The sequence below is a fragment of the Vibrio sp. 10N.222.55.C6 genome, assembly GCF_041473395.1.
Classification (GTDB): Bacteria; Pseudomonadota; Gammaproteobacteria; order Enterobacterales; family Vibrionaceae; genus Vibrio; species Vibrio crassostreae_C.
In genome coordinates, this window is sequence record NZ_JBFRSD010000019.1 from 76483 (window position 1) to 98641 (window position 22159).

Annotated in this window: 20 protein-coding genes; 15 read left to right on the top strand and 5 right to left on the bottom strand. The window is 44.9% G+C overall.

Translation table 11 applies throughout. From position 1 onward, the window contains the following. The 13 genes from AB4486_RS13530 to AB4486_RS13590 form a co-directional block, all read left to right on the top strand. Positions 1-925, top strand: a 925-nt coding sequence (locus tag AB4486_RS13530) for a chemotaxis protein CheW (protein ID WP_136974976.1), incomplete at its 5' end; no start/stop codon positions are given. Between the two features lie 72 nt (positions 926-997). Further along, positions 998-1492 carry a chemotaxis protein CheW gene (locus AB4486_RS13535; RefSeq protein WP_017064109.1) on the top strand — a complete coding sequence of 165 codons (495 nt, stop codon included), beginning with the start codon at positions 998-1000 and terminating at the stop codon, positions 1490-1492. Further along, the gene (locus AB4486_RS13540) at positions 1492-2004 is read left to right on the top strand and encodes a DUF2802 domain-containing protein (RefSeq protein WP_017060660.1); all 513 of its coding nucleotides are present in this window, start codon (positions 1492-1494) and stop codon (positions 2002-2004) included. Before AB4486_RS13535 ends, AB4486_RS13540 begins: the two co-directional genes overlap by 1 nt. A 278-nt stretch (positions 2005-2282) precedes the next feature. Beyond that, positions 2283-2900 (top strand): cytochrome c biogenesis heme-transporting ATPase CcmA, encoded by a 618-nt coding sequence (ccmA, locus tag AB4486_RS13545; RefSeq protein WP_017060659.1) that lies wholly within the window; start codon positions 2283-2285, stop codon positions 2898-2900. Position 2901: 1 nt separating this feature from the next. Beyond that, on the top strand, positions 2902-3570 hold the full coding sequence (gene ccmB / locus AB4486_RS13550; protein WP_017060658.1) for a heme exporter protein CcmB: 669 nt from the start codon (positions 2902-2904) through the stop codon (positions 3568-3570). 148 nt (positions 3571-3718) lie between these two features. Beyond that, entirely contained in the window at positions 3719-4459 is a 741-nt protein-coding gene (locus AB4486_RS13555) for a heme ABC transporter permease (RefSeq protein WP_102332830.1), read from the top strand. A 14-nt stretch (positions 4460-4473) separates the two neighbouring features. After that, positions 4474-4680, top strand: coding sequence for a heme exporter protein CcmD (gene ccmD / locus AB4486_RS13560; protein WP_009848525.1), 207 nt, complete (start codon positions 4474-4476; stop codon positions 4678-4680). Next, positions 4677-5159, top strand: a complete 483-nt coding sequence (gene ccmE, locus AB4486_RS13565) for a cytochrome c maturation protein CcmE (RefSeq protein WP_372117359.1) — start codon at positions 4677-4679, stop codon at positions 5157-5159. Before ccmD ends, ccmE begins: the two co-directional genes overlap by 4 nt. Further along, positions 5156-7126 carry a heme lyase CcmF/NrfE family subunit gene (locus AB4486_RS13570; RefSeq protein WP_372117360.1) on the top strand — a complete coding sequence of 657 codons (1971 nt, stop codon included), beginning with the start codon at positions 5156-5158 and terminating at the stop codon, positions 7124-7126. Before ccmE ends, AB4486_RS13570 begins: the two co-directional genes overlap by 4 nt. Positions 7127-7131: 5 nt before the next feature. Further along, on the top strand, positions 7132-7683 hold the full coding sequence (locus AB4486_RS13575) for a DsbE family thiol:disulfide interchange protein (RefSeq protein ID WP_017066365.1): 552 nt from the start codon (positions 7132-7134) through the stop codon (positions 7681-7683). Then, on the top strand, positions 7680-8171 hold the full coding sequence (locus AB4486_RS13580) for a cytochrome c-type biogenesis protein (protein ID WP_017066364.1): 492 nt from the start codon (positions 7680-7682) through the stop codon (positions 8169-8171). The genes AB4486_RS13575 and AB4486_RS13580 overlap by 4 nt, the downstream gene beginning before the upstream one ends. Further along, positions 8171-9391, top strand: coding sequence for a c-type cytochrome biogenesis protein CcmI (gene ccmI / locus AB4486_RS13585; protein ID WP_372117362.1), 1221 nt, complete (start codon positions 8171-8173; stop codon positions 9389-9391). The genes AB4486_RS13580 and ccmI overlap by 1 nt, the downstream gene beginning before the upstream one ends. A gap of 124 nt (positions 9392-9515) precedes the next feature. Further along, positions 9516-10301, top strand: coding sequence for a VacJ family lipoprotein (locus tag AB4486_RS13590; protein ID WP_372117363.1), 786 nt, complete (start codon positions 9516-9518; stop codon positions 10299-10301). A 93-nt stretch (positions 10302-10394) separates the two neighbouring features. On the opposite strand, the gene AB4486_RS13595 is transcribed toward AB4486_RS13590, so the two are convergent. The 4 genes from AB4486_RS13595 to AB4486_RS13610 all read right to left on the bottom strand — a co-directional run bounded on the left by AB4486_RS13595 (position 10395) and on the right by AB4486_RS13610 (position 14801). Beyond that, positions 10395-11675, bottom strand: coding sequence for an outer membrane protein transport protein (locus AB4486_RS13595; protein ID WP_372117365.1), 1281 nt, complete (start codon positions 11673-11675; stop codon positions 10395-10397). Between the two features lie 296 nt (positions 11676-11971). Beyond that, complete coding sequence (locus AB4486_RS13600) at positions 11972-13234, bottom strand: outer membrane protein transport protein (protein ID WP_065605063.1); 1263 nt, start codon at positions 13232-13234, stop codon at positions 11972-11974. A gap of 297 nt (positions 13235-13531) precedes the next feature. Continuing rightward, positions 13532-14260: a DUF3379 domain-containing protein gene (locus AB4486_RS13605; protein ID WP_017060647.1), complete on the bottom strand. Its 729-nt coding sequence runs from the start codon at positions 14258-14260 to the stop codon at positions 13532-13534. Continuing rightward, complete coding sequence (locus AB4486_RS13610; protein ID WP_017060646.1) at positions 14253-14801, bottom strand: sigma-70 family RNA polymerase sigma factor; 549 nt, start codon at positions 14799-14801, stop codon at positions 14253-14255. The genes AB4486_RS13605 and AB4486_RS13610 overlap by 8 nt, the downstream gene beginning before the upstream one ends. Positions 14802-15363: 562 nt before the next feature. Here AB4486_RS13610 and fadI point away from each other — a divergent pair. Both fadI and fadJ read left to right on the top strand, forming a co-directional pair. Next, positions 15364-16671, top strand: coding sequence for an acetyl-CoA C-acyltransferase FadI (gene fadI / locus AB4486_RS13615; RefSeq protein WP_017060645.1), 1308 nt, complete (start codon positions 15364-15366; stop codon positions 16669-16671). Next, on the top strand, positions 16671-18887 hold the full coding sequence (fadJ, locus tag AB4486_RS13620) for a fatty acid oxidation complex subunit alpha FadJ (RefSeq protein WP_372117367.1): 2217 nt from the start codon (positions 16671-16673) through the stop codon (positions 18885-18887). Before fadI ends, fadJ begins: the two co-directional genes overlap by 1 nt. Positions 18888-19190: 303 nt before the next feature. Here fadJ and AB4486_RS13625 read toward each other — a convergent pair whose 3' ends face one another. Then, positions 19191-21968 carry an insulinase family protein gene (locus tag AB4486_RS13625; RefSeq protein ID WP_017060643.1) on the bottom strand — a complete coding sequence of 926 codons (2778 nt, stop codon included), beginning with the start codon at positions 21966-21968 and terminating at the stop codon, positions 19191-19193. Positions 21969-22159: the final 191 nt, after the last annotated feature.

Genomic DNA, 22159 nt, shown 5'->3' on the forward strand with positions numbered 1-22159 from the left:
GCCAGAGCCAGAGCCAGAGCGCCAATTTTCGAGTCACCACTCTAGCTACGCAGAAATACGCGCGGCTGAGTTTGAGGTTCCTAACCTTGAAGATGTTCAGAAACTACTCAGCCGTTTAGAGGCGACCAATGTTGTTGATGAACTGAACCTTGATGAGTTGATGGATCAGAACACCCAGAAAATCGCCCAGCAAGCAGACATGCAAATGTTTGATGCCGCGGTTGAGTCTGTTCAAGTGTTCGAAGAGCCAGAGATTCAGGATTGGAATCTTCCAGAACCCGATTTATCAATTGTTTTAGAGCCACCTGTTGAATCGCAGCAAATTGAAGAGTTACAAGCTGAATCGTTGGAGACGGAACAAGTAGAAGTTAAGGCTGTTGAGCCTGAACTTGACGTTCCTGATCCCGAGACAGTTATTGAACCCGAAACTCAAGCAGGAGGTGCTGACCAGTTTACCTCTTGGGAAAGTACGGTTCGCAAAGAAGACTTTCAAGTCTTGTATTTTGATGTAAACGGCGTGACCTTTGCGGTGCCACTTGATGAGCTTGGCGGCATCCATCGCCTTGAAGAGTTAAGTCATATCATTGGTAAGCCAGCTTGGTATTTGGGTTTACAAACCAACCGTGATAGTCAGCTAGATGTGGTCGACACCGCAAAATGGGTGATGTCTGAGAAACTATCAGGTGACGAATACAAAGAAAACTATCAATATATAGTGATGCTTGGAGAGAGCTTGTGGGGCCTGGCGGGCACAGAGCTCAAAGGCACCGAGCTACTTAATACAGACAAAGTACGTTGGCGAGAAATGGCAGGGAAACGCCCATGGCTCGCTGGTATGGTAAAAGAAAAAATGTGTGCTTTGATTCATGTTGAAGCATTAATCGCCATGCTAAACGCAGGGCTAGATGTAAAAGCATTAAGCTAGTAATAAGCATTGGGCTAACAATAAGCATCAAGTTAATAATAGTGGTCGGTAACGACGGCAAGAGGATTATCTATGTCTCATATGAGTGAAGTTGAAGTAAGAAAAGAGCAAACGAATGATGAAGTACTTCAATGGGTGACTTTCCAGCTAGAAGAAGAAACTTACGGCATCAACGTAATGCAAGTACGTGAAGTACTACGTTACAGCGAAATTGCTCCAGTACCGGGTGCTCCAGATTACGTTCTAGGTATTATTAACCTACGTGGTAACGTTGTTACTGTTATCGACACTCGTTCTCGCTTTGGTTTGATGCAAGGTGAAATCACAGACAACACTCGTATCATCGTTATTGAATCTGAGCGTCAAGTAATTGGCATTCTAGTAGATAGCGTTGCTGAAGTGGTTTACCTGCGTTCTTCTGAAATCGACACAACGCCAAGTGTTGGTACTGATGAAAGTGCTAAGTTCATCCAAGGTGTAAGTAACCGAGATGGCAAGCTACTTATCTTAGTAGATCTAAACAAACTACTAAGCGAAGACGAATGGGATGAGATGGCTCACCTGTAATGTTTGAAGCGCTTCCTTTAAGCCCTGTCGCTCTGATATCAGGCGTTGGGGTTTTTACGTTATTTATCCTGATTTTGATTAGCAAAGTAAAACGTGCGATTCAAAAGCAGCTCGATCAGTCACGCCTGCAAGTTCGTAACTTGGACAAAGAGCTTCAAAAATCGAGTAAGCAATTACTTGAGGTTCGCTCTGTTGTGGTTGGCCTTGGCCAGAAAGTGACTGAACAACAAGATCTTATCAAACATTTGAATGAACGTATTGTTGAGCTGGAACATGCGGATACCGATGGACGTTTGTACACACGTGCAACGAAAATGGTTCAGCTTGGCGCTGGGATTAACGAGTTAATTGAAGAATGTGAATTACCCAAAGCAGAAGCTGAGCTGATGATGTCTCTGCAGAACAAGCTTGCTGGTAAAGAGAAAATTCCTTCATTACGAAGCGACCCTTCATCGTACGATCAGCAACCCGATGCCTCTCGCGATCGCAGAGACCCGCCTCGACGTCGTTAAATTGAGCGCTTAATTCGTATTGAGCAATTGATGTTTATTACGTATTCCTCTTAAAAGAAGCTTCGGCTTCTTTTTTTATGCCTGTCCGATCTATATAGAACGATGTTTATAAGTGCTTGTATCTACGACAATATCTTGTTTGTTGATGAAAATGTGTAAATTGTGATGAGGTGGTAACAGTTTCTTACCGACTTTGTTCTATCGAAAACGCCTAGTCCTGTTTTGTCACCATGTTGGTGTGCTACTATAGCGCTCTCATTACTCGACTAAATTTACCTATGCTAGAAGTCTCAAATTTAACTGCTATTCGTGACGACAGGATTCTGTTTGAATCGTTGTCTTTTCAATTGAAACCAGGTGAGCTGGTTCAAGTTGAAGGTCGTAACGGTACCGGGAAAACGACACTCCTTAGGATTATTACTGGCTTAGGCGATCGCGATGACGGCACTATCTCTTGGGACGGTGAGTCTATTGAATCGAGTCGAGATGTTTATCATCAAAATTTACTTTTTCTTGGTCACCAAACAGGCGTAAAGCGCGAGCTTAGTGCTTATGAGAATCTGAGCTTTTATCAGTCGATTCACAGTGGCGGTACCAGCAAAGAAGAGCTTTATCACGCGCTGGCTCAAGTCGGGCTTGCGGGCAGAGAGGACGTACCTGCGGGGCAACTTTCAGCAGGCCAACAACGCCGAGTTGCGTTGGCTCGCCTTTGGTTGAGCAAGCAAATGTTGTGGATTCTTGATGAGCCGCTGACTGCCATTGATAAGCAGGGCGTGAAAGTTCTCGAATCTCTTTTTTCTCAGCATGCAGACAACGGTGGCATTGTGTTGTTAACCACACACCAAGATATGTTTGCTGATAGCCCGAAACTAAGAAAAATAAAGTTGGGTGAGTAATATGATCTCTTCAATGACCACGATTATCCGACGCGAACTGCTTATCGCGTTTCGACGTCAAGCGGATATCTTTAACCCTTTGTGGTTCTTCATCATTGTTATCACGCTTTTCCCTTTGAGTATTGGCCCAGAGCCAAACCTACTTGCGCGTATTGCTGCGGGTATTGTTTGGGTGGCCGCTTTGCTCTCTGCATTGCTCTCTTTAGAGCGTCTTTTCCGTGATGATTTTCAAGATGGCGCCCTTGAACAGATGATGCTGATGCCAATCCCGTTGCAGTTGGTAGTATTGTCCAAAGTCATAGCACACTGGTTGTTGACCGGGTTACCATTGATTTTAATCAGCCCATTATTGGCTGTTTTGTTGTCTTTAGATTTTGATACATGGCTCTCAGTTGTGTTGACCTTGCTGGTAGGAACACCCGCATTGAGTTTTATTGGTGCGATTGGTGTTGCGTTAACCGTTGGGTTACAGAAGGGCGGAGTCCTGTTAAGCCTGTTAATCTTGCCGCTTTACATCCCCATTTTAATCTTCGCGACGTCAGCAATTGACGCTGCGGCTTTGGGCGTTGCATACAACGGTCAATTGGCGGTGCTTGGGGCAATGTTAATGGGTGCGATGACTATGACGCCTTTTGCGATCAGTGCCGCACTTAGAGTAAGTGTGAACTGATTGGGGTTCCGTTATCGTATAGCCAATGTGAACCAAATGTGTCGATTGGACTCATAGAGTCAATAAAACTGAAAGCAAGACAAATAAAATTATTATAATTATAGCTTTAATAGCTGTAAGCAATATGAAGTAAGAGTGAGATTACAACATGTGGAAATGGCTCCATCCCTATGCCAAAGCAGAAACCTCTTATCAGCTTGCTGGTAAACTTTTGCCATGGTTTTCGATCCTAGCGCTATTGTGTCTATCCGTCGGTACCGTGTGGGGGCTTGCATTTGCGCCTTCTGATTACCAACAAGGCGATAGCTTCCGTATCATCTACATCCATGTTCCGTCTGCAATCTGGTCGATGGGCGTTTACATGTCGATGGCGATTGCTGCCTTTATCGGTTTGGTATGGCAGGTAAGGCTATCAGACATGGCCGCACTGGCGATGGCACCGATTGGCGCTGTGTTTACCTTCATTGCGTTACTAACTGGCGCAGTTTGGGGTAAACCAATGTGGGGTGCTTGGTGGGTTTGGGATGCGCGTTTAACCTCAGAGCTGATTCTTCTATTCCTATACTTGGGTGTGATCGCACTACACCACGCTTTTGACGACCAAAAAACAGCAGCGAAAGCGGCGGGTATCTTGGCTATCGTAGGCGTGATTAACCTCCCTATCATTCACTTCTCTGTAGAGTGGTGGAATACACTTCATCAAGGCGCGACCATTACTAAGTTCGCAAAACCTTCGATCTCAAGTGACATGCTATGGCCGCTTCTTCTTAACATCTTCGGCTTCGCCTTTTTCTTTGGTGCTGTGACTATGGTTCGTTTCCGTAACGAAATCATCAGTAAAGAGAGTCACCGTCCATGGGTTCGCAAGCTTGCGGCCGAAAAAGCGTAGTAGGGTAGGTAATTATGTATTTTGAATCTTTGAGTGATTTCTTTGCCATGGGGGGCTACGCCTCATATGTATGGAGTGCATTTGGAATCACATTTCTCGCGATGATCATTTTACTGGTCGTAAGCGTTCGTCGTGGTAAGCAATTACTAAATGAAGTACAAGCTAAGATTGATCGTCAGGCTCGTATCGATGCAGCAAAAAATATGGAGAACACTCTATGAACCCAAGACGTAAAAAGAGGCTGAGCATTGTCTTAGCGATCTTTTTTGGTATCAGTGCGACTGTTGGATTGATGGTTTACGCACTTAACCAGAACATGGATCTGTTCTACACACCAACTGAGCTGGTCAACGGCAAAGATGGTAAAAAACCTGAAGTTGGTCAACGCCTACGTATTGGTGGCATGGTCGTAGTCGGCTCTGTAAGCCGTGACAATGAATCACTACGTGTAAGCTTTGATTTGCAAGATGTAGGCCCTAAAGTAACGATTCTATACGATGGCATCCTTCCTGATCTTTTCCGTGAAGGCCAAGGTATTGTTGCTCAGGGTGTTCTTAAAAATGCAACGACAATCGAAGCGTTTGAGGTGTTGGCGAAGCACGATGAAGAGTACATGCCTTCTGAAGTTGCGGAAGCAATGAAGAAAACCCATGAGCCTTTGCAATACACGACTGAACAAAAAGAAGGAAATGCTCAATGATAGCCGAGATCGGCCATTTTGCGATGATCCTGTCCTTGGGACTTGCATTGCTGCTGAGCGTGCTCCCATTGTATGGAGCCGCTCGAAATAACACATTACTGATGAACAGCGCACGACCGTTGTCGTGGGGTATGTTCGGATTCTTAGCGATTTCGTTCTTTATCCTGTGTTACGCGTTCTACACAAATGATTTTACGATTCAATACGTAGCAAGTAACTCGAATAGCCAACTGCCTTGGTACTACCGAATTACGGCGGTTTGGGGCGCTCACGAAGGTTCATTACTGCTTTGGGTTCTTATCCAAGCGGGTTGGACGGTTGCTGTAGCGACGTTTAGCCGTGGTATGCCTCAAGAGTCTGTGGCTCGCGTACTGGCTATCATGGGTTTGATTACGGTCGGCTTCTTGCTGTTCATTATCGTAACGTCTAACCCGTTTCTACGTACATTGCCTTTCTTCCCTGTAGATGGCCGTGACTTGAACCCACTACTGCAAGACCCGGGTTTGATTATTCACCCGCCAATGCTTTACATGGGTTATGTAGGTTTCTCTGTTGCGTTCTCTTTCGCAATCGCTTCTCTAATGAGTGGTCGTCTTGATACGGCATGGGCTCGTTGGTCGCGTCCTTGGACAATTGCTGCTTGGTTATTCCTAACGGTAGGTATCGCACTAGGTTCATGGTGGGCTTACTACGAACTCGGCTGGGGTGGCTGGTGGTTCTGGGATCCAGTAGAAAACGCTTCATTCATGCCTTGGTTGGCTGGTACAGCGCTGATGCACTCGCTTGCGGTAACAGAAAAGCGTGGCACATTTAAAGCATGGACAGTATTGCTGGCTATCTCTGCATTCTCGCTAAGCTTACTAGGTACATTCTTAGTTCGTTCAGGCATCTTGGTATCGGTTCACGCGTTTGCGTCGGATCCTGCTCGCGGTATGTTTATCCTAGGTTTCCTAGTCTTCGTTATCGGTGGTTCACTGCTGTTGTTTGCTGTTAAAGGCGCATCGGTTCGTGTTCGTGGTAACTTCGATCTGGTTTCTCGTGAAAACGCACTGCTTGGCAACAACATCTTATTGATTGCAGCCCTAGTGGTTGTGTTAGTAGGTACGTTATTACCACTAGTTCACAAACAGTTAGGCTTGGGATCGGTATCTATCGGTGCTCCATTCTTTGACATGCTGTTCTTTTGGTTAATGATTCCGTTCTCGTTCTTGCTTGGTATCGGTCCTCTGATCCGCTGGAAACGTGACAACCTGTCTAAGCTTGTTAAACCAATGCTGATTTCAGGTGCATTCTCACTGGGCTTGAGTGCGCTAATGGTTGCTCTATTGGCTGACCGCTTCAGTGGTACTGCGTTTTCTGGCTGGGTAATGGCATTCTGGATCATCTTCATGCACGGCTTTGAGCTGCATGAACGTGCGACTCACCGTCATACGTTTATGAAAGGTCTAACTAAGTTGCCTCGTAGTCACTGGGCGATGGTGTGTGGTCACATCGGTTTAGCTGTGACAGTGATTGGTATCGCGATGGTGCAAAACTACAGCATCGAACGCGATGTTCGTCTGGCACCTGGTGAAAGCTACCAGCTTGAAGAATACAGCTTCCTGTTTACAGGGGTTCGTGACAAAGATGGTCCTAACTACGATGGTTACATTGCTGACTTTGAAATTACTAAAGAAGGCAAATACATCAACACGCTTCACGCTGAAAAACGTTTCTACACCACCGCTAAGTCTATGATGACGGAAGCAGCGATTGACCGTGGTGTAACGCGCGATCTTTACATCGCGATGGGTGAACGTTTAGACGACAACAAATCTTGGGCTGTACGTATCTACTACAAACCATTTGTACGTTGGATCTGGGCAGGCTCTTTGATCATGTCGATTGGTGGCGCTATTGCTATCAGTGACCGTCGTTACCGTTTCCGTAAGCCAACCAAAAAGTCGGCTGAAGAGCAGGAGGCTTAATCCGAATGAACAAGAAGATTTTATTCATTCCATTGATTGCGTTCATGGTTCTAGCTGGAATCTTTGCAACGCAATTAATGCGCAACCAGTCGGGTGATGACCCAACTAAGCTTGAATCCGTATTGATTGGTAAGCCTGTGCCTGAGTTTGACCTAGAAGATTTAGAGCAACCAGGTAAGCTGCATGATCAAGCTATCTTTAAAGGTGAGCCGTTGCTTCTTAACGTATGGGCGACTTGGTGCCCTACTTGTTATGCAGAGCACTCTTACCTGAACAAACTTGCTGGTCAAGGGGTTAAGATCATTGGTCTTAATTACAAAGATGATCGCAATAAAGCGGTTGGTTGGTTAAAAGAGCTGGGTAACCCGTACCTAATCAGCCTGTTTGATGGTAATGGCATGCTAGGTCTTGACCTCGGCGTGTATGGCGCACCTGAAACTTTCCTAATTGATGCTAACGGTGTGGTTCGTTACCGCCATGTTGGTGATGTGAACCCGACCAACTGGGCATCGACGCTTGAGCCGATGTATCAAGAGTTGTTGGAGGAATCGAAATGATTAGAAAGGCATTGATTACTCTATTTGCTACGTTCGCAATCTCAGCGACGGTTTCTGCTGCACCTATCGAATTTCATGAATTTGATACCGTAGATCAAGAGCAGCAGTTCAAAGAGCTAAGCAATACATTACGCTGCCCTAAATGTCAGAACAACACGATTGGTGATTCGAACGCTGAGTTAGCGGTCGACTTACGTCAAAAAGTGTACGAGATGACAAAAGACGGTAAGTCGAAGCAAGATATCATTGATTACATGATTGCTCGCTACGGTAACTTTGTGACTTACAATCCACCACTGACACTAGCAACATCGATCCTTTGGATTGGTCCGTTTGCGGTGGTTGTGTTTGGATTTGGCTTGATCATTTTGCGAAGCAGAAAGTCAAAATCGAAAGCGGCAGTAGAGTCAGATAAAGACTGGGATGCAGACAAAGAAGCTCGCTTAAAAGCGTTACTCGATGAAGAGAACGACGGAGATAAGAAGTAATGACTCTATTTTGGATTTCTACCATTATCCTTTCGCTAGCGGCAATTTTCTTAATTGTTCTGCCTTTCATTAACAAGAAGGCAAACAATGACGAAATGCTTCGCGACGAGTTGAACAAAGCATTCTATAAAGACCGTCTTGTCGAGTTAGAAGTAGAAGCAGAGGAAGGTCTTGTTGATAACCAACAAGAACTGATCGATGATTTGAAACAGTCTCTGCTTGATGATGTTCCTGCACAAGAAGAGATGAAGAAGACTCAAATCTCTACGCTTGGTGTGGTTGTACCGTCGATCATCCTTGTCGTCGTTGTGACTTATGGTATGTACTTTAAGTTCGGTGCGTTGGACAAAGTTCAACACTGGCAAGAAGTGAGCTCGAACCTTCCTGAATTGTCTAAAAAGCTAATGTCATCGGAAGGTGGTGCACTAACGGATGATGACTTGGAAGATTTGACTCTAGCGCTTCGTACTCGTCTGCATTACCAACCAAAAGATTCAACAGGTTGGTTGCTACTCGGTCGTATTGCACTGGCTAACCGCGACGCTGAAACAGCAAAAGATTCTATGGAACGAGCTTACAAGCTTGAACCTAAGAATGAAGATGTTCAGTTAGGTTTCGCACAAGCACTGATGCTTTCTCCTGATGAAGCTGATCAAAACCAAGCTCGTTTGATTTTGAGCCGTTTGATTCAAAACGATTACGTTGACCTTCGTGTGTTCTCACTGCTTGCGTTTGATGCGTTTGAGCGTCAAGACTACCCAGGTGCGGTGAAGTACTGGAGCATCATGCAGCAGATGATTGGTCCACAAGACAGTCGCTATGAAATGCTTTCGCGCAGTATTGAAAGTGCTCAGAAGAAAATGGGCGACAATATGGGTGTCGACCAAGGCAAGACTGTTGCTGTAACGCTCGATCTATCTGCAGACGTGAATGCTGACCCTAACTCAGTGTTAATTGTTTCAGTACACAGAGCAGATGGTTCTCCAATGCCTATCGCAGCCGCTCGTTACCCACTAGGGACTTTCCCTCGTACTGTTGTTCTAGATGACGGCAACAGCATGCTGGAAGGACAAGAGCTGTCTAGCCTTGAAACTCTGATGGTTAGAGCTAGGCTTGATACAGACGGCAACGTTTCAACTCGCGAAGGCGATTGGTACGGTGAAAGTGAAGTGGTTGGACTGGGTGCTCCAGTTACCATTGATATCAATAAGCAATATTAATCATCACTTTGCATAGGTGTTAGCTATTCCGATTTGCAGATAAACGGTATAGACTTAGCCAAACAATTGAGGCCAGCGATTGCTGGCCTTTTTTATTATTTGAATTCCTTATGGAAAAGGTGATATGTCTGTCAGTGTTTTAAGACTCTCGAGTTTACTTTTTATCGCAAGCTTAACGGTTGGGTGTTCAAGTGCGCCGGACGAAAGTGTTGACGATGATAACCTCGAAACCTCTGAATACGTCGAAGAGTCCCACCCGAATGATCCTTTTGAAGGCTTCAACCGAGCGATGTGGGATATCAACTACGAATATCTAGATCCTTATTTAGTTCGCCCTGTTTCCCTCGCTTATGTTGACTACACCCCTGTGCCAGTACGTTCTGGTATATCCAATTTTCTAGCCAACTTAGACGAACCATCAAGCATGGTGAATAACCTTATTATGGGCAATGGTGAAAAAGCACTCGACCATTTCAATCGTTTTTGGATTAACTCAACGATTGGTTTGTTAGGCTTAATCGATATTGCTAGCGAAGCTGGGATCACCAAGTACGATGATAAGTCGTTCTCTGATGCGATTGGTCATTACGGGGTAGGGAATGGTCCCTACTTCATGGTGCCGGGTTATGGTCCACTAACAACTCGAGAAGTGACTGAAACCGTCGATGGTATGTATGTGCCTCTGTCTTTCTTGAACTTCTGGGCTAGCTTAGGAAAGTGGGCATTCGAAGGCATGGAAACTCGTGCTCAGTTAGTGTCACAAGAAGCGCTGTTGGATGACTCGCCAGATCCATATGCGTTAACGCGAGATGTTTATATTCAACGTCGTGACTTTAAAGCCGAGATCGAGCCTGAAGAGGTCGACCTTGAAGAAGAAGATTTGATCGATGGTTATCTAGAAGACTACTAGAAACATGATTTAGAAAATCGATAAAAGAAAGGCTCGATGTTGATGCAACATCGAGCCTTTTTTATATTTGCTACTTTAGATTAAGTAACCAGATTAGAAACGGTAGTTAGCTTGGATACCTACTAGCCAAATGCTACCCGTTACTTCACCTTCAAAAGTGCCGCCAAACGGTGCTGATGCTGCGTCATCTTCTAGCATTTTCGCATCTTTCGCTAAAATGTAAGTGAAGCCTGCATCTAGAGTTAATTGCTCAGACCATTGATAGCCTGCACCAATACTTAACCAAGTGCGGTCTGTTTCTGGGATCGTTGCTGTACGGTGCTCTTCACTTACAGCTGAAGTATCGTATGCAATACCAGAACGTAAAGCTAACTTAGGCGTCATTTGGTAAGTCGTACCAACTGCAAAACGGTAGTTGTCTTCCCAGTTCTCTTGTTTGATTTCTACGCTGTTTTCACCCGGAAAATCAGCAACAAGCTCTTTAAAACTGCTCCAGTTTGTCCAGTTAATGCTTGCGTGAACCGCGACTTTATCTGTCAATTGGTGGAAACTTGCAAGTTCTGCTGTAGCAGGAAGCGCAAGATCCATAGAGCCTGCATCTTTCTTATTTGGTTGACCGAAGTTAAAACCGTGACCGTTAGCATGGCCTGATAGAGTTAAATCAACTTCTGATTTGTAGGTAAAACCAAGGCGGTTGTTTTCGTTGATTTGCCAAGCCGTACCGACTTGCCAACCCCATGCGGTGTCATCGCCTTCCATGTATTTCAGAGCGTCGCCTTTTGATACTCCAATCTGTTGAATAGAAGTTGCTGATACCGCACCAAAACTGCCTTCAGCCATGATGTAACGAACACCACCACCAATAGATACATTCTCAAGTACTTGGTATGCCGCGTTTAAGTTTAGCTCCATTGTGGTAACACTTGCTTCGTTACCGTGGTTTGCGCCACCAAAGTCTTTACCTAGGTCTGTTTCCATACCGTAGTTAGTGCCAGCAGCAAAGCCTAATGCGAACTTGTCGTTGTACTTATGAGAAACATAAAAGTTTGGGATTACTGCACTGTGCGCAAAATCGCTAGAATTTGACGAAGTAGATTGTCCCATCATGGACGTAGAAGTACCGTCGATATCGATGTTAGGGTCAACATAGATAGCACCAACAGAAACCTGAGTACCTTCTAGGTAAGTCAGCATGGCAGGGTTACGCCATTGTGCGTCTGCGCCGTCAGCCATTGTAGCTTCACCAGCGTATGCGCGGCCAAGGCCTGTTGCTGAGTATTCTGCTAGTTGAAAACCTGCCGCGTGAGTGACGGTAGAAGTCGAAAGTAGTCCAACTGCCACTGCAGCAGATAGAAGAGTCTTATTCATTTTCATTATTATGTTCGCTGAATCATAAGTATTTAGTGGCGTGATTCTACGTTTAGAGTCATTACTTTAAAAATGAAATTCGAATAAAACAGTGTTTTAGGGATTTAATGAGTAAATGTGTTTAATTATTAGAGAAATAATCTAAATGTTTCTGCTGTGTTGCGAAGTTTGAGCGTACACTTGTAGTCATATATTGACCTTGCAGGCTACAGTTGTAAGCTTAAATTGATGTAGGTCAGTGGTTTAGGCAATAAAAAAGGGTCGCATTATGCGACCCTTTGAGGTTTATAACCTAGCTTTTATTAGAAGCTACGGCTGTACTGTAGACCCATTAGGATTGCATCTGCACGAGTTGTTGCTGAAATTGACGAAACAACAGAAGTTGATTCATTAACTTTAACATCGTCGCCCATTAAGTATGTGAAACCAAAGTCTACGTTTGACGCTTCGTTGATGTGGTATGTGAAACCAGCTGAGAACCATTGGCGATCTGAATCTGGCACTGAAACTGAAGTTACTTCATCTTGTGCGCTAGTGTCATACATGTAGCCGGCACGAAGTGTCCAATCACGATTCATGTAATATGTACCACCTAGAGAGTAGTGCATACCATTTTGCCATTCGTAATTATTTAGAACACCCGCTTTTTCTGCTTCTAGCTTGTCAAATGAGCTCCAACCAATCCATTGTACTGAATAGTGAACCGCGAATTTAGTATCTTCGATTTTGTGAAAGCCAGAGAACTCAACAATATCAGGTAGAGGCATATAAAGAGTATCATCTTTATATTCAGTGCCTTGGTAACTGATATCTCCTTCAGCTTCAAGTTTCGGAGAGTAGTGATAAGCCAAACCAAAACGGTTGTTTTCATTCAATTCGAAAACAGTACCAAGGTTAAAGCCAACAGCCCAGCCATCTGCTTCAGCGTCAAGAACGGTTTGTCCTGCTTGAGGTAGCAATGGGCTAGGTGGAGTACCAACTTCTGAACTCATTGTTCGTTTCAGCTCGCCTTTACCGTAAATAAGATCAAGGCCAGCGCCGAAGCTCCATTGATCGTTTAAACGGTACGAACCAGCTAGGCCAAAGTTAACACTTTTTACATCTGTAAGACCGCCGTATTCACCACCCACATAGCTATCGCTGAACTCAGTTTTTGTACCAAAGTTCGAATAAGCATTGAAGCCTACAGCAAATTTTTCGTTGATAGGAACAATAAGGTGAATATTTGGAGCTATAGAAGTATCACCAGCATCGTCATAATCAGCATTGCTGGAGGTGCTTCCCATGAAGCCTTTATAGGTAGCATCCTTAACTTCAATCATTGAAGTAATACTTTCAAAACCAAGAGATAGCTCAGTTTTGTCAAACAGTGCCATTGCCGCAGGGTTACGTGCCATTACTGACGCGTTATCTGCGATTACTGCATCACCAGCGAAAGCACGGCCGATACCGGTAGCTGATTGTGCGTTAAGTTGGAAACCTGCTGCCATCGCTTGCGAAGACGCCAGTGTAATTGTTACTGCTAAAAGAGACTTTTTAAACAGACGCGTGTTGTTGGTAGTCATTCATTTATTCCTTTATATATCCGCCTCTACAGGGCGATTAATTTGAGCAATTGCTCAATGGTGGCTGATCCTATTCGCAAGTATACGATATACAAATCCGACCATTGGGAATTTTGAGTGGAAAATTATGGAAATGACGCCTATCTGGCACGAAAATGGTGTGAAATGCTGTTTTTTAGAGTTTTAACTCTAGAGGTATTGGTGGTGTGAATGGTTTTGTGGTTTATTTATAAATAAAGCCCAGCAATATCAGTAATATAATTGCTGGGCCTTTTGTGACGGGGCTTTAAGAGCGAATCAGCTCATTGGTTTGATCATTTTTGTCAGCTTTTCGGCGATTTTGGAAACATCCTCACCATTTTCACCCACAAGGATTAAGCTGCTGCCATCTACGGGTGTTACCGAGCCGGACATGCCTTTTTCATCAAAATCGATAGGTTTGTCTGTTGGAATACCGGTTAAAAACAGTGTTACTTTGCCTTTTGCGCCTTGGAAGACCATATGTACTGCGTTGGATTTACCAAAGCCACAGTGGTTTAGGTAATAAACATGGTAAGGGAAAGCGTCATCAAACTGAAAAGCAAATGGGTTCATTTTTGCGTTGATCTGCTGCGATGTAACCTGTTCATCGATGCTACTAACAAAGCTCTTCTCATCAACAACATGCTTCATCGCTGTATCAACTAAACTAGCTTGCGCAGGTGAAACGAATGCATTTCCCCAATTCACTTGGCCAACTAATAAACCTGCAACGAATGCTACTGAGGCGGCCATTGCCATTGCTCGTCTCGCAAACGTTGGCCTTACTACTTTGCTTTCTTCGCTTGAGGTCTGATTGAACAGAATACGATCAGCAAGATCGTCTGGCACATCCACATTCATCGCAGAGTGGATCTGTTTATCAAGCGCTAGTACATCGTCTAAGAAGTTACTATTGGCTTCGCTATTCGCGGTCGCATCAACAATATCTTGTGTACGTTGTTTAGGTTCCGACAATACACGACGACGAAATTCCAAATCATCCATTATGTTGCCCCCTCTCTGCCTCTTCTGTATCCAACAGCTCTTTCAACTGATTTCGAGCTCTGAATAAACGTGTCATCACCGTGTTTTTGTTGAGATCGAGAATATCGGCAATCTCATCACCACTAAAACCACCAATCACTTGCAAGAAGAGAGGTTCACGGTAATCAATTTCAAGTTTCATGATCTGGGCTTGCAACCACTGATGCTGATGGTGCGGGTCATCACTGACACTAGCATCGTTACCGTGATCGTCGATATCAACCAGATCAAACTGTTTGCGTTCAAAACGTCGAGCGTTCTCGCGTCTCAAGATGGTAATCAGCCAAGATTTGGCGGCTTTTTCATCTTGAAGGCTATCGAGTGACTTCCATGCACGAAGGCAAGTTTCTTGAACTAAGTCTTCGGCAATGCTTTTGTCTTTGCATAACCAATAGGCGTAGCGAAAGAGGTCACGATGATAGGCACGCACGAGTGCTTCGTATTTTCTTTGTTTGTCCATATCAGAGTTGACCGGACGCTTGGCTGTTTTCTTTCCAAACATTTTTATTATTGACACACGAGCCTCCATAATTGCTCTGCGTATAGCTGTCCTCTATACGTTGTGCTTCGTTTTTATATTCTGTTTCGTTTTTAGGGCTAACGATCGGCAGGAAACCGTAAAATCACATTAAAATTGATCTACTTCAAAATCTAAGGCCTCGAACAAGCTATAGTACACCTTGTCGTCTAGTTAGTCATTCGTGGCTAGCATGTTGAGCAAGACGACACTTCCTTTTGAAGGCTGACTTTACTTTCTCCTAATCAGGAAACTGATTATTTCAATTGGCGTTAAGTTAATTGCTTTATATACATTCCGACCACACAGTTTTGTGTGGTTTTTTTTTGCCTCAAGAAAACCATTCCCTACACAGCGATAACAGTCTTTGCTTACAATAGTTTAGTCTCTTACGACAACCTTTCCCCCAAAAAGGTTCGCCTGAATGCGCAGTTATATTTTCAAACAGTGAGATACTCGTATCACGTTTATTTAAACGCTCGTTTGATTTAATTAACAACTTCTTTACAATGCTTCAGGTCAGACCTCTTAACTTTAAGGAGAAACCATGGGCAAACAGGAAGTCAAAACGCGTTCTGGAGAACGTGTTGCCGTTGTCGCTGGACTACGAACCCCATTCGCTCGTCAGAGTACAGAATTTAGCCAAGTGCCTGCGGTTGACCTAGGCAAAATGGTTGTGAGCGAAATGCTTGCAAGAACAGATGTCGATCCTGCGCTTATCGAACAAGTTGTGTTCGGCCAAGTAGTGCAAATGCCAGAAGCGCCGAACATTGCGCGTGAAATCGTGTTGGGCACAGGCATGAACATCAATACCGATGCCTACAGTGTCACACGAGCATGTGCGACCAGCTTCCAAGCGGCAGTTAACGTGACCGAAAGCATTATGGCTGGCACGATTGATATCGGTATTGCGGGCGGTGCGGACTCTTCTTCTGTATTGCCTATCGGTGTTTCGAAAAAGTTAGCGGCAAATCTATTAGCGCTGAGTAAAACGAAAACTATGGGTCAAAAGCTGAAAATTCTTAAAACACTTTCCGTAAAAGATTTGATGCCAGTACCACCTGCAGTTGCTGAATACTCGACCGGTTTATCCATGGGACAAACGGCTGAGCAAATGGCTAAGACGCATGGTATTACTCGCGAAGCTCAAGATGCACTTGCTCACCGTTCTCACTCTTTGGCTTCTCAGGCATGGAAAGAAGGCAAGATTAAAGACGAAGTGATGACGGCATTCCCGGCACCTTACAAAAAGTATCTAGCGGAAGACAACAACATTCGCCACGACTCAACGGTTGAAGGATACGCCAAGCTGCGTCCTGCTTTTGATAGAAAGTACGGCAGTGTAACGGCAGCCAATGCTACGCCTCTTACCGATGGCGGTGCAGCAGTGATGTTGATGCGCGAAGGTAAAGCGAAAGAACTAGGCTTAGAAGTGCTTGGTTATATTCGTGGTTATGCGTTCTCAGCGATTGGTGTTGAAACAGATATGCTGATGGGCCCGACTTACGCGACCTCACAAGTATTAAAGAACACCGGTCTAGAGTTGTCAGACCTAACTCTAATCGAAATGCACGAAGCATTCGCTGCCCAAGTTTTGGCTAACGTGAAAATGTTCGCAAGCGATGAGTTTGCACAGAAGAATCTTGGCCGCGATAAAGCGATCGGTGAGATTGATATGGAGAAGTTCAACGTGCTGGGTAGCTCGATTGCTTACGGACATCCGTTTGCAGCGACTGGCGCACGCATGATGACTCAAACATTACGTGAACTGAAACGTCGCGGTGGCGGCTTGGCACTGAACACAGCGTGTGCGGCTGGTGGTTTAGGTGCAGCAATGATCTTGGAGGTAGAATAATGTCTACGACTCTTGATGCAACAACAGAAAAAGAAACCGTCGCTCAACCAGATTCAACCTCTGCGACTGAATCAACCAAAAAGAAAGCGACAGCATTTACTCTCAATATCGATGAGCAAGATATTGCTTGGTTAGCGATTGATGTACCAAACGAGAAAATGAACACGCTGCAAGCGGCTTTTGCTGAAGAAATGAAAGCCATCTTCGAGCAACTCAAAGAAAAGCAAGGCCGAGTTAAGGGCCTAATCGTTCATTCTCTTAAGCCAGATAACTTTATCGCTGGTGCTGATGTAAGAATGCTTGATGCGTGTAAAACGGCTGACGAAGCACAGTCTCTGGCTCGCCAAGGGCAGGAGATGTTCCAAACGCTTTCTGAACTACCGTACCCAGTAGTCGCAGCGATTCACGGCCCATGTTTAGGTGGTGGTTTAGAGCTTGCACTGGCGTGTGATTACCGTGTATGTACCGATTCAGATAAGACTCGCGTTGGTCTGCCAGAAGTACAGTTAGGTCTGTTACCAGGCTCTGGCGGTACACAGCGTCTACCTCGCCTTATTGGTTTGTTGCCATCTCTTGACCTAATCCTTACGGGTAAGCAACTGCGCGCTAAGAAAGCGAAATCGCTCGGTGTTGTCGATGCTTGTGTGCCTGAAACTATCCTGCTTGAAGTCGCTAAAAGCTTTGTTGAAAAGAATACGGGCAGTAAAAAAGGTAAGCGCCTTGCGTCGAAAAGCCAAGCGTCGACCAAAGAAAAGCTGATTTCACGTAACGGCCTTGGTCGTAAAGTGATTTTTGAACAAGCTTCTAAGAAGACCAATCAGAAAACACGCGGCAATTACCCAGCAGCGGATGCGATTTTAGACGTGATTCGTTATGGCCTTGAGAACGGCTTTGATAAAGGTCTTCAGTATGAAGCGAAGCGTTTCTCAGAACTGGTTATGACTTCAGAGTCTAAAGCCCTTCGTTCGATTTTCTTTGCAACCACGGAAATGAAAAAAGAACACGGCGCAGACGCAGAACCCAAAGCGGTTAAGCGTGTTGGTGTGCTAGGCGGTGGTCTTATGGGCGCAGGCATCAGCCATGTCAGTGTTGCTAAGGCGAAAGTGCCTGTACGCATTAAAGACGTATCAAATGAAGGTGTACTGAACGCGCTTAACTACAACTTCAAGTTGTTCGATAAGCAGCGTAAGCGTCGCATTCTGACTAAAGCTGGTCTGGAAAGTAAGATGCTTCAGCTATCTGGTGGTATCGACTTTACGAGTTTCAACCACACTGATGTAGTGATTGAAGCGGTATTTGAAGATCTCGACCTTAAGCAATCAATGGTTGCGGACATCGAAGCCAATGCCAAGCCAGAGACTATTTTCGCGACGAATACGTCTTCACTGCCGATCCATAAGATTGCAGAGAAGGCGCAGCGACCAGAAAACGTGGTCGGTCTTCACTACTTCAGCCCTGCAGAGAAAATGCCGTTGGTTGAAGTTATCCCTCATGAAACAACCTCAGAAGAGACGATCTCGACGGTTGTAGCATTAGCGAAGAAGCAAGGCAAAACGCCGATTGTTGTTAAAGACACGGCTGGTTTCTATGTGAACCGTATTCTTGCTCCGTACATGAATGAAGCCGCGCACTTATTATTGGCAAACGAGCCGATCGAAAAGCTCGATAGCACGTTATTGGACTTCGGTTTCCCGGTCGGCCCAATTACTTTGTTAGATGAGGTGGGTGTTGATATCGGCGCGAAGATTATTCCAATTTTAGTGAATGAGCTTGGCGATCGTTTCCAAGGCCCTGATGTGTTCGATATTCTTTTGAATGACAACCGTAAAGGCCGTAAGAGTGGCAAAGGTTTCTACACTTACAAAGGTAAGAAGAAAGAAGTCGATAAGTCAGTTTACAAGCTGCTTAAGCTGCAACCCGATCCTAAGTTGAGCGACAACGATATCGCGATGCGCTGTGTGTTACCTATGCTAAACGAAGCGGTTCGTTGTTTGGATGACGGTATTATCCGCAGCCCACGTGATGGCGATATTGGTGCTATTTTCGGTATCGGTTTCCCTCCATTCTTAGGAGGTCCGTTCCGATACATGGATCAAATTGGTATTAAGTCATTGGTCGAAATGATGAACGACTTCGCTAAGAAGTACGGTGATCGTTTTGCGCCATGCGATGGCCTACTGACACGTGCTGGTTTGGGTGAGTCTTTCTACAAGTAACTCTCTAACTCATTGATTAAGAAGCCCGTATCAAGCAATTGATGCGGGCTTTTCTGTTTTATGAACGAGTGTGAAAGGAATGAGATTCCCGACTCAGTCGTTCCTCCTTCTCGGGAATGATGATTGAGAGATAAAAAGTAAGTTATTGCGTTGATTAGAAAGGTGGTCAAACACACGTCAATCAAAACTACCGTCATCTCCTAAAGCGACGAAGGAGCGTAATAGGAGATCTGCTTTTGGGCTGCATCCAATAAAAAAGGTTGATGCTTTCACATCAACCTTATGATTTTCATTCCAGCTTTATCAGCCTAGCTCAGTATCTTTCGGGCGTAACTGAAACTCATCAATAGAGCCAATTTCAACACCTGCTGACAGCTTCTCTTCCTCATTATGAGCATTACCGTGAGCATGCATAATCAGGCGATTTGCCGTGCGTGGTTTTAGCTGGCTAACCACAAAACGCATCATGTCTGAGCGAGTTAACCCCTTAAGGTCTTCCAATACGCGCTCTCTCTGGTTGAACTCAACATCCTTATTGCCTATCGCAACCCATAAGCGCTGAGCTCGCCCTCGCAAAGTCGTATCTGGTGTCGAAATCTGATTCCAGAGACCGCGCTTACTGCTGTGCCATTGATAGTCGTTAAGCTCCAACAGCACCATGTAAAAGGCATTGAGGAACTCATCTATTGAAGCTAACAAGTCAGCAGGGGCGGCATTCGGTGATTGCACATACAACACAATACCAGGGTGTCGGTTGAGCGGCATATTGCCAGTACCGACCATGTAACCTAGCTGCTGCTTGGTTCGTATCTCATGGAAGAAAGTGGCCGACATCAAATGGTTTGCCAATGAATACAGCGCGATATTTTTAGGTGAAATATCAGGGCATTGGTAATAAACCACAATTGCTGAATCATCTTGGTTACACACCACTTCACGTTGGAAGCTGCCGTTTTCACCGAGCATGATGAGCGGACGCAGTGATTCTTCGTAAGCCTGATCTTGAACACGCAGTGCATCTTTTAGCGTTTCAGCCATCTTGTGTGCATCGGCTTTTTTCCAGTCGCCATACACAAACATCTCAACATGAAGTTCCGCCAAGATTGCTTGAACAAAAGAGGAGAGCTCATCGACCTCTATCGTTTCTAGGGCTTCAATTAACACGGAATAAGGCGGGTTATTTGGTTGAAGTATCCCAGTCATTGCATTAAACAACTGCGAAATAGGGCGATCTTGCGACGCGTTGTTCCAGTTTCTGAGCAATTGATGCTTGATGGTTTCGAAGCGTGTTGGACTAAAGTCGCGTGCTTGGAAACGTTCAAGAATCATATTGAGCAGTTGTGGCTGTTTCTCGCTAAACCCGGACAGAGTGAGCGTTACACCGCCCTGATGGGTGTACATGTTGTAGCCCATTCCGGCGATTTCAGCCTGATACGTATCTTTTTCGAGTGAGTCTAAGAACATTTCTACACACAAGCGTGTTTTAACGATATTTCTTGGGCTAGCGACTGAGTGCGGGCTATCGATAGCAACATACACCACACCTTTTGGCACCCGGAATTGATGGTCTTGCAGATGCCATAGCTTAAAGCCATCGAGCTCTTCTAACAGTTGTGGGAACTTAGCGTCACCTTCGAGTTCAGTCGGGTCTAGATCGTAGCAAATAAACGGGTTTTTGCTTGGGAGTTCAAACTGCCAACCGGGGTTAATGCACGTAAAGCATTGAACTTGTTCAGCGCTAAAAGGTGTGACCGAGTAGGGCGTAAAGTACCACTTCGCTTCCCTGTCATACTCGAATCCCTGAGCAACAATGGTTGCCCGCATGTTGTCGACGGTTAAGTAAGGCAGCAAAGCACGCTGTAATTCGTCATCGAAATGCGACATTTTGTAATCGCCATACACCACATCTTGCTCTTGGTAGTGCTGCATGTTGATGACGAGGTGGCTGACGACATCAAGCGGTCTTGCTGGCTCTTGAAAGCGGAAAGCAGACTCTAAAACGGCGCGTTTTTCTAGGTAGCGCCACTCTTCTATGCCTTGTTGTTCGACTAACTTGATGTACTGAAATATCGCTTGGATGATGTTATCGGTTTTGGTTAAACCTTCTATGGTCAATGAGCAACTGACTGTGAAATCACGGTAGTTACTGCCACTCGCGCCACCACCTGCAGAGAGAGATGTTATCCAGCCTTTCTCTTTGAGTTGCATCATCAAACTGCCTTCACCTTCGTAACCTAAAAGGTGGGCAAAGAACGACAAAGGCTTAACGCCGTAGTGTTCGTCCATGCTTGGCATCGGGAAGGTTAAGATCAGTTTGCGCACTTCTTTAATCGGCTCAACGCGGACTTGTACACCCGTACTTAACTCGCCGACAATCGGAACTTCAACCTTTTTGCCTTGTAGGTTGTGATTGGTGATTGAGCTAAAGCGATCCTCAACCCAGCTTTGCATCTCATCTAACGACTGATTGCCAGACAGTGTCAGTGTCATCAAGTCAGCAGAGTATTGTTGCTGGTGGAAAGCCAAGATCTCTTGTCGAATCGTCTCGCCGTTTCTGTCACCCAACGTATCGATATTACCGACAGAAAACTTCGAGAATGGGTGATTGTGATTCACCAGTTCTTTGGTAACTTGGTACAAGCGTCGTGAGTCGTCGTTGAGTTTCATCTTGTATTCGGAGTCAACGGCTTGGCGTTCTTTGTCTAACGCTTCTTCGTTGAAAAGGGGAGCGGTAAAAAATTGGCTGAAGCGATCGAGTGCGGTTTCAAAGGCATTCAATTCAACATCAAAAAAGAAGCAGGTGTGCTCTGTTCCTGTCCAAGCGTTGTTGCTACCGCCATGCTGGCTGATAAAACTTTGGAACTCTCCGACCTTTGGATACTTTTCAGTTCCCAAAAATAGCATATGCTCTAAGTAGTGAGCTAAACCCTCTCGGTCTGTAGGGTCATCAAAATGCCCCACATTGACGGCTAATGCGGCTGCTGCTTTTTGAGCATTTTGATCCTGAACTAACAGTACACGTAACCCGTTATTTAAGGTTATGTAGCGGTATTGATGTTCATCATTTGGGCTTAAGTGCACAGGAGCATCTCCAGAGAAGGTGGTTTTTAAATTATGTACCCGATGATTCGGCGTGCAAACCTTGTGATCATATTTTGGGATATGAAGTGCTTTTTGGCGATTTCTAAATCACTTTTATCGATTTTTATCAGTAATTTATTTTCTTTTAACAAGATTGTTAAGAAAGTCGAACTCTTTGGCAAGTGACTTGA